The 12283-nt window shown below is 66.4% G+C and carries 9 protein-coding genes; 4 read left to right on the top strand and 5 right to left on the bottom strand.

The features are described from left to right. Positions 1 to 37: 37 nt before the first annotated feature. Positions 38 to 865 (top strand): methyl-accepting chemotaxis protein, encoded by an 828-nt coding sequence (locus tag ACPRTJ_RS26315; RefSeq protein WP_370409199.1) that lies wholly within the window; start codon positions 38 to 40, stop codon positions 863 to 865. A 9-nt stretch (positions 866 to 874) separates the two neighbouring features. Here the strand turns inward: ACPRTJ_RS26315 and ACPRTJ_RS26310 are convergent, their stop codons facing one another. Together ACPRTJ_RS26310 and ACPRTJ_RS26305 are read right to left on the bottom strand one after the other, a co-directional pair. Further along, on the bottom strand, positions 875 to 1927 hold the full coding sequence (locus ACPRTJ_RS26310) for an NAD(P)-dependent alcohol dehydrogenase (protein ID WP_043861692.1): 1053 nt from the start codon (positions 1925 to 1927) through the stop codon (positions 875 to 877). 183 nt (positions 1928 to 2110) lie between these two features. Next, positions 2111 to 3511, bottom strand: a complete 1401-nt coding sequence (locus tag ACPRTJ_RS26305) for a PLP-dependent aminotransferase family protein (RefSeq protein ID WP_043861693.1) — start codon at positions 3509 to 3511, stop codon at positions 2111 to 2113. A 171-nt stretch (positions 3512 to 3682) separates the two neighbouring features. Here ACPRTJ_RS26305 and ACPRTJ_RS26300 point away from each other — a divergent pair, with 171 nt between their 5' ends. Both ACPRTJ_RS26300 and ACPRTJ_RS26295 read left to right on the top strand, forming a co-directional pair. Beyond that, the gene (locus ACPRTJ_RS26300; protein ID WP_078481037.1) at positions 3683 to 4456 is read left to right on the top strand and encodes a class II aldolase/adducin family protein; all 774 of its coding nucleotides are present in this window, start codon (positions 3683 to 3685) and stop codon (positions 4454 to 4456) included. A 70-nt stretch (positions 4457 to 4526) separates the two neighbouring features. Further along, entirely contained in the window at positions 4527 to 5561 is a 1035-nt protein-coding gene (locus tag ACPRTJ_RS26295) for an ABC transporter substrate-binding protein (protein WP_078481036.1), read from the top strand. A gap of 96 nt (positions 5562 to 5657) precedes the next feature. On the opposite strand, the gene ACPRTJ_RS26290 is transcribed toward ACPRTJ_RS26295, so the two are convergent. Both ACPRTJ_RS26290 and ACPRTJ_RS26285 read right to left on the bottom strand, forming a co-directional pair. After that, positions 5658 to 6977, bottom strand: a complete 1320-nt coding sequence (locus ACPRTJ_RS26290) for an aspartate aminotransferase family protein (protein ID WP_043861696.1) — start codon at positions 6975 to 6977, stop codon at positions 5658 to 5660. Continuing rightward, the gene (locus ACPRTJ_RS26285; protein ID WP_054914279.1) at positions 6978 to 8042 is read right to left on the bottom strand and encodes a phosphotransferase; all 1065 of its coding nucleotides are present in this window, start codon (positions 8040 to 8042) and stop codon (positions 6978 to 6980) included. Positions 8043 to 8203: 161 nt separating this feature from the next. Between ACPRTJ_RS26285 and ACPRTJ_RS26280 the strand changes: the two genes are divergently transcribed. Then, positions 8204 to 9688 carry a PLP-dependent aminotransferase family protein gene (locus ACPRTJ_RS26280; RefSeq protein ID WP_054914280.1) on the top strand — a complete coding sequence of 495 codons (1485 nt, stop codon included), beginning with the start codon at positions 8204 to 8206 and terminating at the stop codon, positions 9686 to 9688. Between the two features lie 41 nt (positions 9689 to 9729). Here ACPRTJ_RS26280 and ACPRTJ_RS26275 read toward each other — a convergent pair whose 3' ends face one another. Further along, entirely contained in the window at positions 9730 to 12195 is a 2466-nt protein-coding gene (locus tag ACPRTJ_RS26275) for a sensor domain-containing protein (RefSeq protein ID WP_058540378.1), read from the bottom strand. Positions 12196 to 12283 lie beyond the last annotated feature (88 nt).

The raw sequence follows: 12283 nt of genomic DNA, 5'->3' as shown, positions 1-12283 counted from the left end.
CTTTCTGGGCAACCTGCAGAACCTGATCCATCAGGTGATGAGCACCTCCAACCAGGTGCGCGAGAGCACCCACCTGACGTCGGCCGAAGCCACCCGGACCGATGAACGCCTGCAGCGCCAGTTGCAGGAGCTGGACCAACTGGCCACGGCCATGCAGGAGATGGCCTCCACCGCCGAAGACGTCGCGCGCAACGCCCAGGCAGCGGCGCAGGCCGCAGTGATTGCCGACGAGGAAGCACACGGCGGCGAGGACGTGGTGCGACGCTCGACCGCGGCGATCCGGCAACTGGCCAGCGAAATGGACGACACCGGCCATGCAATCAATGACCTGTCGCGCCTCAGCGACAACATCGAGTCGATCCTGGCGGTGATTACCAGCATTGCCGAGCAGACCAACCTGCTGGCGCTCAATGCCGCCATCGAGGCTGCACGTGCCGGCGAGACGGGGCGAGGTTTCGCGGTGGTGGCCGACGAGGTGCGCACGCTGGCCTCGCGCACCCAGCAGTCGACCCAGGAGATCCGCCAGATGATCGACCAGCTGCAGGCCGGGGTGCGCCACGCCGAGTCGCGCATGCAGCACAACCGCGATAGCGCCGGCAAGACCGCCGAGGAGGCGGGCGCGGCCAACGACAGGCTCGTGCGCATTCGCCAGGCGATCACCCGCATCAACGACATGAACACCCAGATCGCCACCGCGGCCGAGCAGCAGAGCGCCACCAGCGAAGAGATCAACCGCAACACCACGACCATTCGCGACATCAGTCATGAAGTGGCCGCAGGCACCCAGGTGCAGGTGCGCCAGTGTGCGGTGATGGTGGAGCAGGTGGGGCAACAGCACCACCTGCTGGGGCGCTTCAACCTGTGAGGCGGAGGCTCAGGCCTTGAGCGAGGCCATGTCGATCACGAAGCGGTACTTCACGTCGCCGGCGATCATGCGGCTATAGGCCTCGTTGATGTGCTGGATGTCGAGCATCTCGATGTCGCAGCAAATGCCGTGCTCGGCGCAGAAGTCCAGCACCTCCTGGGTTTCGGCGATGCCGCCGATCAGCGAGCCGGCCAGTACGCGGCGCTTGAGCACCAGGTTGGCGGCGTGCAGGGGCGGCTCCACCGGTTCGATCAGGCCCACCAGGATGTGCACGCCGTCGAACTTCAGGGTTTCCAGGTAGGGGTTGAGGTCGTGCTGCACCGGGATGGTGTCGAGCAGAAAGTCGAAGTGCCCGGCCACGGCGGCCATCTGCGCGGCATCGGTGGACACCACCACATGGTCGGCGCCCTGGCGGCGGGCTTCCTCGGCCTTGCTGGCCGAACGGGTGAACAGGGTGACTTCGGCGCCCATGGCCTTGGCCAGCTTGATGCCCATGTGACCCAGGCCGCCCATGCCGAGGATGCCGACCTTGTGCCCGGCCTTGACCCCGTGGTGCTTGAGCGGCGAATAGGTGGTGATGCCGGCGCAGAGGATCGGCGCGGCGCTGGCCAGGTCCATGCCGGCCGGGATGCGCACCACGAAATGCTGGTCGACCACGATACTGCTGGAATAGCCGCCCATGGTGTTGCTGCCGTCGACCCGGTCGGGGGTGGCGTAGGTCATGGTCGGGCCTTCGAGGCAGTACTGTTCCAGGTTGGCGGCGCAGGCCTGGCAGTGGCGGCAGGAGTCGACCATGCAGCCCACACCCACCAGGTCACCCACCTGATAGCGGCTGACGCTGGCGCCCACGGCAGTGACCTTGCCCACGATTTCGTGGCCGGGCATCAGCGGGTACACGGCGATGCCCCATTCGTTGCGGGCCTGGTGGATATCGGAGTGGCACACGCCGCAGTAGAGAATCTCGATGGCCACGTCGTCGGGGCGTGGGCTGCGGCGCTGGAAGGTCATGGGGGCGAGGGGCGTGGTGGCCGACTGGGCGGCGTAGCCGATGGCGGTGTACATGGGGGAACCTCGCAAAAGCAATGACGGTAGAGGCGGCGCATTGTCCGCGCGGGCAACGGGCGTGCCCACCGGCATTCCTCTGCGTGTCATGCCTGATTCTCCGGACCTGCGGGGGTGTCGCCCGGGCGGGCCGCTTCGCCGGCAAGGCCGGCGCCTACTGGCGAAGAGGCGAGTCGAATCCGGTCAGTGCGCGGCCTGCTCCAACAGCCGGTAGATCCGCTCATCCTGCGCGTGCGCCACATTGAAGCGCAGCCACGGCACCACCCGCGCATCGGGCATGAACAGTTGCCCGGGCGCGAGCAGAATCTTGTGCTCGCGTGCGTCCATGGCCAGTGCCGTGGCGTCTTCGACCTGGGGGTGACGGGCCCACAGGAACAACCCCGCATGGGGCTTGACGAAGATCTCCATGCCCACCGCCTCGAGCTTGCGCGCCACCTGTTCATGGGCCAGGGCCAGGTTGGCCTGCAACTGCTTGACGTGCTTGCGGTGGCGCCCCTGCAGCAGCACCTCCAGTGCCAGTTCCTCGGCAATTGCCGAGGTGGTCAGGCCGCTGGCCATCTTCAGTGGCACCAGTTCGTCGATCAGGTCGCGGTGCGCGGCAACGAACCCCACCCGCAGCGACGGCGCGATGCTCTTGGAGAAGCTGGCCACGTAGATCACCCGCGCCAGCTGGTCCATGCCTGCCAGCGCCTGCTGGTCGGACGGGTCGAGGTCGGCGTAGATGTCGTTTTCCACGATCAGGAAGTCGTACTTTTCCGCCAGTTGCAGCAGACGGTGGGCCACCGCCAGTGTCAGGCTGGTGCCGGTGGGGCATTGCAGGCGCGTGTTGGTGAAGAACACCTTGGGCCGGTGTTCGCGGATCTGCGCCTCGAGCACGTCCAGGTCGATGCCGTCGCGGGTGCGTGGCACCCCCAGCAGACGGGCCCCCTGCAGGCGCAGGTTGAGGAACAGGTTGTGGTAGCCCGGTTCGTCCACCAGCACGCTGTCGCCGCGGTGCACCAGGTAGCGCACCAGCAGGTCCAGCGCATGGCTGGCGCCGCTGGTCAGCAGAATCTGCTCGGGGTGGGCGTTGACTCGGGTATCGAGCAGTTTCTCCACCAGCCGGGCGCGCAGGTTGGCGCACCCCTTGGCATGGCCGTAGCCGGTGAACTCGCTCGGGTCGCGGCGGCTCAGGGCGCGCAGGCTGCGCTGCACCCCGTCATCGTCGCTCCAGGGCTCGGGCAGCAGGCCGATGCCCGGGCGCAGGTCCATGCCCAGCGGCTGGAACACCTTCTGCAGCAGCAGGTAGGCGTCGAAGTCGAAGGCATCGTCGCTGGCACTGGGCATCGGCGGCGGGGCGGGGGTGTCGGGGGCGCTGCGTACATAGAAGCCGGCATTGCGCACCGCCGTCAGGTAACCCAGGGCCACCAGCCGGTCATAAGCCTCGACGGCGGTGAAATGGCTGACCTTGTGGGTTTGCGCGAACTTGCGGATGGAGGGCAGCTTGGTGCCCGGGCGCAAGCGCTGTTCGTTGATCGCGAGGGTGATGCCCGCAACGATCTGGTTGACCAGCGACTGCGACGAGCTGGCATCCAACAACATCATAGAAAACATCCGTCAGGCGAGGGTGTGGCGGTGGGTGTACTGGTGAAAACACCATAACAGGGCCGGCACAACCAGCGCGTTCTGTGCATGGTGGGCCGCCGGGGGCTGCTGCAACATCCCTGCATGCCGGCGGGCCAAGTGCCCGAAACATACCATGAACAAGGAGGCGCGATGCACCCCAACACCCCGCGGATCGACGCGCAGCAGGTTTCGCCCGAAGAGTGGCAGACCCGTTGCGACCTGGCAGCGCTGTACCGGCTGCTGGCCCACTTTCGCATGACCGATCTGATCGACACGCACATCTCGGCCCGTGTCCCCGGCGAGCCGGGGCATTTCCTGATCAACCGCTACGGCGTGCTGTTTCACGAAATGCGCGCCTCGGACCTGATCAAGATCGACCACCACGGCAACACCATCGACCCTGGCTATGACGCCGGCAGCGTCAACCGTGCCGGCTTCAACATCCATTCGGCGATCCACGCCGCACGTCCGGACCTGGCCTGTGTGGTGCACACCCATACCGCTGCCGGCATGGCCGTGTCGGCCCAGGAGCAGGGGCTGTTGCCGATCACCCAGCATGCGCTGAAGTTCTATCGCCGCCTGGGTTACCACGACTACGAGGGCATTGCGCTGAACCCGGCCGAAGGCGAGCGCCTGGTCAGGGACCTGGGCCCGCACATGGCGATGATCCTGCGCAACCATGGCCTGCTGGCCGCCGGGCGCTGCATTGCCGAAGCCTTCAACCAGATCTACTTCCTGGAGCGCGCCTGCCAGGCGCAGGTACAGGCACTGGCGGGCAACTCGCCGCTGCGCCTGCCGGACGAAGCGGTCTGCGAACTGACCGCGCAGCAGTCCGACGCCGAATTCGATCAGCAACTTCACCTGTTGGCCTGGACCGCCGCCTTGCGCCTGATCAGTGGTGATCAGGTGGATTACCGAAGCTGAAGTGCGACCACCCGAAAGGACGCCCAGCGTGTATCAACTCTGCCAAAACCAATAAATTACAGAGGTAGACATGAAAAGAACCACCATTGCCGCCGTGTTGCTCAGTGCTTTTGCCGCCAACGCCCTTGCTGCCGAAATCACCGTGATTTCGTTTGGCGGTGCCAGCAAGGATGTACAGACCGAGGCCTTCTACGCCCCCTTTGCCGCCGCCAGCCACAGCAAGGTGGTAGCGGGTGAATACAACGGCGAAATGGGCCGGATCAAGGTCATGGTCGACACCAACAGCGTCAACTGGGACGTGGTGCAGGTCGAGAGCGCCGAACTGATCCGTGGCTGCGAGGAGGGCCTGTTCGAACACCTGGACCTCAACCGTATCGGCAAGGAATCGGATTTCGTGCCCGGCACCCTGTCGGACTGCGGCGGCGGCCTGCTGGTATGGTCGATGGCACTGGCCTACAACGGCGACAAGCTCAAGCAGGCGCCTACCGGCTGGAGCGATTTCTGGGACACCAAGAAGTTTCCGGGCAAGCGCAGCCTGCGCAAGGGCGCCAAGTACACCCTGGAAGCGGCACTGATGGCCGATGGCGTGCCGTATGCCGACGTGTACAAGGTGTTGTCGACGCCGGAAGGGGTGGAGCGTGCATTCCGCAAGCTGGACCAGATCAAGCCCGACATCCAGTGGTGGGAGGCCGGTGCGCAGCCGATGCAGTTCCTGGCCAGCGGCGATGTGGTGATGAGCACCGCGTTCAACGGCCGGGTGTTCGCCGCACAGGCGGCCGGCGCCAATGTGCACACGGTATGGAATGGCAGCATCTACGCGATCGACTCGTGGGCGATCCCCAAGGGCAGCAAGAACAAGGCCCTGGCCGAGGACTTCATCGCGTTTTCGCTGCGCCCGGAAAACCAGAAGATCCACACCACCAAGCTGGGCTATGGGTCGACCAACCTGCATACCGCCGGGCTGCTTGACCCTGCACTGGCGGCGCAGTTGAACACCGCGCCGGACAACCTGGCACAGGCCATCCCGATGGACAGCGAGTTCTGGGTCAACAACGGCGAAGACCTCGAGCAGCGCTTCAATGCCTGGGTTGCCAAGACCAAGTGAGTGAACCCCTTCGCCAGCAAGGCTGGCTCCTGCACCAATCGTTGTAGGAGCCAGCCTTGCTGGCGAAAGGGCCACAACCGTCAATGCCTCTCGCTGTCAGTTCAGCGACTTCAGCACCGCCTCCAGCGTCTGCACGAACAGATCGGCATGCTCGCGCTGGAAGATCAACTGCGGCCTGATCTTGAGGATGTTGGCCGCCGGCCCCGCCGAACTGATCAGCACGCCACGTTCACGCATGCCGTTCACCACCCGTGCCGTTGCCTCGGTGGCCGGCGCCTTGCTGGCACGATCGGTCACCAACTCGACCCCCACGAACAGCCCGGCCCCGCGCACGTCGCCAATCAGCGGGTAGCGCTCGGCAAGCCCTTGCAGACCCGCCTTGAAGTATTCGCCCACCGCCGCGCAGTTGGCCATCAGGCCTTCGCCCTGGATCACGTCGAGCACCGCGTTGGCTGCTGCACATGACACCGGGTTGCCGCCGAAGGTGTTGAAGTAGCGGGCGGTGCGACCGAACGCATCGAGCACCTCGCCGCGGAACACCGCACCGGCAATCGGCTGGCCGTTGCCCATGGGTTTGCCCATGGTGACGATGTCGGGCTGCACGCCATGGCGCTGGTAGCCCCACATGTGCGAGCCGGTACGGCCAAAGCCCGATTGCACCTCGTCGGCGATGTACAGCAGGCCTTCTTCGCGGGCCACGGCCACCGCCTGTTGCAGGAAGCCGGCCGGGTCGGACAGCACGCCATCGCTGGCGAAGATACCGTCGAGCAGCAGTGCTGCCGGCTTGATCCCGCAGCGGCGCAGGTCGGCGATGGCGGCGCGCACGTCGTCGGCGAAGATCTGTGCCACGTTCTCGGCGCCCAGGCGGTAGGCGTCGGGAGCCCGCACGGTACGCACGAAGTCACCCACCGGCACGCCCGCACCCAGCGAAGGCGAGGCGGCGGCGATCTGGTCGGTCACGCCGTGGTAGGCCAGCTGGGTCACGATCAGGCCGGTACCGCCGGTGTACTGACGGGCGATGCGCAGGGCCAGGTCGTTGGCCTCGCTGCCGGTGCAGGTGAACATCACCTGGTCCAGCTCGGGCGGGAAGGTGGCCAGCAGTTTCTCGGCATAGTCGAGGATGCCTTCATGCAGGTAGCGGGTGTGGGTGTTGAGCACCTTGGCCTGCTCGTACAGCGCCTCGACCACCTTGGGGTGGCAGTGGCCGATGGAGGCCACGTTGTTGTAGGCATCCAGGTAACGCTTGCCGTCGGCGTCGTACAGCCACACGCCTTCACCCTTGACCAGGTGCAGCGGGTGTTCGTAGAACAGGCGGTAGGCCGGGCCCAGCACGCGCGCACGGCGCTCGATCAGGGCACGTTCGGTTTCGCTAAGGCGTGCGGCATCTTCGGCGGTGAAGCCATTGATCATGGTCATTTACAGCGTCTCCTCGGAGCAGATACGACGAATCTGTTGCTGCGCGACCTCGCGCGGCACGTCAGCCAGGGCCTTCAGGCCACGCCAGGCAGACGGCGCGTTGCGCAGGATGTAGGTGCGGTTTTCCGGGTACAGCGCAGCGCGCCAGTTGGTGATGGTCACGGTCAGCACCAGGCGGGTGGCGATCAGGTCCACCAGCAGTTCCTGTTCCAGCGGCTCCAGCGGCGCGATGCGGTGGTAGGCGCGGATGAACGGTGCAGCGTGTTCCAGCGGGTCGCCCTGGCTGCCCAGTTGATAGGCGGCGCCCACGGCCAGGTCGTTGACCAGCGGGGCATGCACCATGTCGCCGAAATCGAGGATGTTGCGCACCGGGTGCGGCTGGCTGGCATCGACGATCACGTTGTGCGGGTTCAGGTCGTTGTGGATCACCTGGGCGCGCAGGCCCTTGAGGTGCGGTTGTGCGTGGCGCTCGAAGTTGTCCAGAAAGTGCTGGGCCAGCTGGCGCTCTTCAGGGTCCTGGATCAGGCCGATCTTGTCGCTCAGCCGCGAGGCGTGCTTGAGGTCCCACAGCAGCTCGTGCCCGGCGCCGGGGTGGAAGAAGCCGCGCAGGGCCAGCCCCAGGCGGGCCAGGTGCTCGCCCAGGCTGCTGCGCAGCGCCACGTCGGGGTGTTCGACGCGGTGCAGGCAGATCCCGTCGACGAACGAGAACAGCCGCACCAGCAGCGGCTGGCCATCGAACATCAGCGGGATCTGGTAGCTGCCGCTGGTGTTGGGGTAGATGCGCTGCACCGCCAGGGTCGGGTCGCAGTGCTGGATGTGCAGCAGCGCCTGGTTCTGGAAGTCGGCCACCTGCGGGTCTTCGGCCGCGTTGGAGACCTTGAGCAGGTACTGGGCGCCGTCGGCGCAGGTGATCTGGAAGTTGAGGTCACGCTCGCCGGTGAGCAGGCGGCATGCGCCGTGCAGGCCGAAGTACTGCGCTGCCACGGCCTGCGCCTGTTCGGCCGAAACCTTGGGCGGAGCTGCGACCAGCAATGCGTCGAAGGCAGGGGGTGTGTGAAGGGTCACTGAACATCACTCTGTCGATTGCCGGGAAAGCTGGGGTGTCAGGCCAGCACTGGTTCGAACATAGGCCTGTTTGGCTATATCGGTTATATCCAGAGTTGATCAGTTGTTAAGGCCACTTGTATGCTCGCGGTTCCGATTCCGCCCCTGCAGTGAGGCACCCGATGGCATCGCTTCTCCACGACCTGCTGGTCGGCACGCTGGACCGCGACGGCGGCGTGACCCTGCAGCGCCAGTTGTACCAGGCGATCCAGGCGGCGATCCTGCAGCGGCGCCTGCCGGTCAACCACAAGTTGCCCTCCACCCGGGCGCTGGCCGAGCAGTTGCTGGTCTCGCGCCTGACCGTGTCGCTGGCCTACGACCGTCTGCTCGATGAGGGCTACCTGTACGCCCGGCCCGGCAGCGGCACCTTCGTGGCCGACACCTTGCCCCAGGTGAAAACCGGCGTGCCGGCCCCCGATACGCCCGATCAGGCGCCGCTGTCGGCCCGGGGCAAGGCGATCAACGCGCGCTTCGGCGCGGTGGCGCGGGCCGAGGGCGCCTTCGTGGGCGGCGTATCGGACGCCGACCTGTTTCCGTTTCATATCTGGAAGCGCCTGCACAACCGCTACCTGAGCAAGCGCCAGGCGCACCTGGCCGGCTACGTGGATCAGGGCGGCTACCGCCCGCTGTGCGAGGCGCTCAGTGCCTACCTGTATGCGGCCCGCGCGGTCCGTTGCAGCCCGGCGCAGGTGATCGTGACCCAGGGCACCCACCAGTCGCTGGACCTGGTGGCCAAGCTGCTGGGCGACCCGGGGGACACCGTGTGGGTCGAGAGCCCCTGCCATTGGGGGGCGCCGGTGGTGTTTTCGGCGGCGGGGCTGCACTGCGCGCCGCTGGCGATCGATGCGCAGGGCGCCTGCCTGCCTTCTGCAGTGCCGGCTGCTGCGCCGCGGCTGGCGTTCGTCACGCCGTCGCACCAGTACCCCACCGGCAACATCATGTCGCTGCAGCGCCGGCGTGACTGGCTGGCGTATGCCCAGGCCAACAACCTGTGGGTGGTGGAGGATGACTACGACAGCGAGTTCCGGTACGACATCGAGCCGATGCCGTCGCTGCAGGGGCTCGGTGGCGAAGACCGGGTGATCTACCTGGGCACCTTCAGCAAGGTGATGTTCCCGGGGCTGCGCCTGAGTTACCTGGTGGTGCCCGAGGGGCTGGCCGAGGCCTTCGGCAAGGGCCTGATCCAGCTGTACCGGCCAGGGTACCTGTCGATTCAGGCGGCGATGGCCGACTTCATCCAGGAAGGGCATTTCGCCCGGCACATCCGCAAGATGCGCGCCGAGTACGCCCAGCGCCGCAGTTGCCTGCAGCAGTGCCTGGACGAGGCGTTCGGGGCGCTGATCGGGTACTCGGCGGGGCAGGCGGGGTTGCACCTGGCGGTACGCATCGGTGCCCCGGGCACGGCGCGCAAGATGCTGGCGCAGGCCCCGGCACATGGGCTGGTGCTGCGCGGCGGCTACAGCGTGGAGCCCGACGCCGATGACGACAACCTGCTGGTGCTGGGGTACGGCGGGGTCAAGGTGGGCGAGATCGAGGCGGCAGTGCAGCGGCTGCGGCGGCTGTACGATCAGGTGGCGGCAGGGCCGGCTCCCGCACCTGTCGTGTAGGAGCCGGCCTTGCCGGCGAAACGGCCTGCGCGCTCGCTGCTCTACCGGCCTCCCTTCTGGCGCTTGTCAGCCGGCTGCGGATGCCCGAACAGATACCCCTGAAAATGCGAGCAGCCTTCGGCCTGCAATTGCTTGAACTGCGCCTCGGTCTCCACCCCCTCGGCGGTGGTGTTGATCAGCAGGCTGCTGCTCATGCCGGTAATGGCGCGGATGATCGACATCGCCTCGCGGCTTTCGCCCATGTCGTGCACGAACGACTTGTCGATCTTGATCCGGTCGAACGGGAACGAGCGCAGGTAGCCCAGCGAGGAGTAGCCGGTACCGAAGTCGTCCAGGGCAATACGCACGCCCATGTCCTTGAGCGCCTGCAGGGTACGCAGGTTGCCGTCGCTGTTCTCCAGCAGCACCGATTCGGTGATCTCCAGTTCCAGGCGCGACGGGTCGAGCCTGGCGTCGGTCAGCGCAAGCTGCACCACTTCCACCAGGTCGCTGTTCTTGAACTGCACCGGCGACAGGTTGACCGCCACCGATTGCTCGGTGGCCCAGCTGGCGGCCTCCTGGCAGGCCAGGTTCAGCGCCCGCGTACCCACCTCGTGGATCAGCCCGGTCTCTTCGGCAATCGGGATGAAGTCCATCGGCATGACCTGCCCCTTGACCGGGTGCTGCCAGCGCATCAGCGCCTCGTAGCCGGTGATCTGCCCGTCGTTGCCGATGATCGGCTGGTAGTGCATGTGCAGCTGGCCCAGGTGCAGCGCGGTGCGCAGGTCGGTTTCCATGATGCGGCGGCGCCGCGCGGCTTCGTCGAGCTCGGGGTGGAACAGCTCGTAGCGGTTGCGCCCGTTGCGCTTGGCCTCGTACAGCGCCATGTCGGCGTAGCGCAGCAACTGGTCGGCCTTGTGGTGGTCGACCGGCGCGATGGCGATACCCACGCTCAGGCCCACCGAGAAACTGTGGCCGTCGATCAGGAACGCCGGCGCCACTGCCTCGATCAGGCGCGTGGCGGTGCGCTGGGCATCCTCGAGGCGCGCCAGGTGTGGCAGCACCACGGCGAACTCGTCACCGCCCAGGCGCGCCAGGGTGTCCTGGTCGCGCAGCACGCTGCGCAGGCGCTGGCCCAGGGCGCGCAGCAGGCGGTCGCCGAAGGCATGCCCCAGGGCATCGTTGATGTTCTTGAAATTGTCCAGGTCCAGACACAGCGCCGCAGTCATGTGCTGGCGCGCCTGCCCGTCGGCCAGCGCCTCTTCCAGGCAGTTGTGGAACAGCGTGCGGTTGGGCAGGCCGGTGAGTTCGTCGTGGTGCGCCATGTGGTGAATCTGCGCGTGCGCGGCGATCTCGTCGGTGACGTCGTCGGCGATCTGCAGCACATAGTGGCCCGCACCCACCTGCGGGTTGCGGCTGAGCAGGGTGCGTGAGCGCAGGGTGCGTCGGCCCAGCGGGGTGTCGAGGTGGTCTTCGGTCAGGTGCAGGCCGTTGTGGTTCAGGCAATGCTCGGTGAGGTGTTCGAGGTAGCCGGCCATCACCGGCACCAGGCTCTGCTGCGGGGTACTGCCGACCAGGGCGCACTGCTGGCTGGAGAACAGCTTCTCGGCCTGCGGGTTGGCCAGCAGGATCTGGCGTGACGCCACGTCCAGCACCATCACGCTGGACGGGATGTTGCTGATCACCGAGTCGAGAAACTGCGACAGCGCGGCCATTTTCTCGCTCTGCGCTTCGGCCAGCTCCTTGGCTGCCAGCAGGTCGAGTTCGTACTGGCGGCGCTCGGTGATGTCGCGGGTGATCTTGGCGAACCCCAGCAGCTGGCCATCGTCGTCGTGGATGGCTTCGATCACCACGTTGGTCCAGAAGTGCGAGCCGTCCTTGCGCTGGCGCAGGCCCTGGGCCTCGAAGCGGCCGGTCTGGCGTGCGGCGTCCAGGCACTGGGCGGGCAGGCCGGCGGCGCGGTCCGCCGGGGTGTAGAACACCGAGAAATGCTGGCCGACGATCTCGTCGTGGGTGTAGCCCTTGGCCCGCTCGGCGCCGGCGTTCCAGTTGATCACATGGCCCAGCGGGTCGAGCATGTAGATGGCGTAGTCGTTCACGCCTTGTACCAGCAGGCGGAAGTGACGCTCCTGTTCACGTTGTTCGAGCAGGGCGCGGCGCTGTTCGGTGCAGTCGCGGGTAACCTTGGCAAAGCCGACCAGGTGGCCGTCGTCGTCATGCACCGCGTCGATCACCACGTGCGCCCAGAACGCACTGCCGTCCTTGCGCAGGCGCCAGCCCTCGGCCTCGAAGCGGCCCTGGTCGCGGGCGGTCTGCAGGTTTTTCTGCGGCAACTGCGTGGCGCGCTCCTCGGCGCTGTAGAACACCGAGAAATGCTCGCCGATGATCTCTTCGCCGGTATACCCCTTGGCCCGCTGCGCCCCGGCGTTCCAGTTGCTGACCACACCCTCCGGGGTCAGCATGTAGATCGCGTAATCGATCACGCTCTGTACCAGCAGGCGATACATTACATCGGAGTTTTCAATCATGTCGGCATCTCGGATCGCGTGGGGATGAAGCCAGCGGGGTGGGCAAGAGGAAACGAAAGGCGCGGGTGCGCAAAGCGGCACACTCAAT

The sequence above is a fragment of the Pseudomonas palmensis genome (assembly GCF_049942755.1).
Taxonomy (GTDB): domain Bacteria; phylum Pseudomonadota; class Gammaproteobacteria; order Pseudomonadales; family Pseudomonadaceae; genus Aquipseudomonas; species Aquipseudomonas palmensis.
Note: the sequence above shows the minus strand (reverse complement) of the source record. Positions and strands in the feature narration are given on the sequence as shown.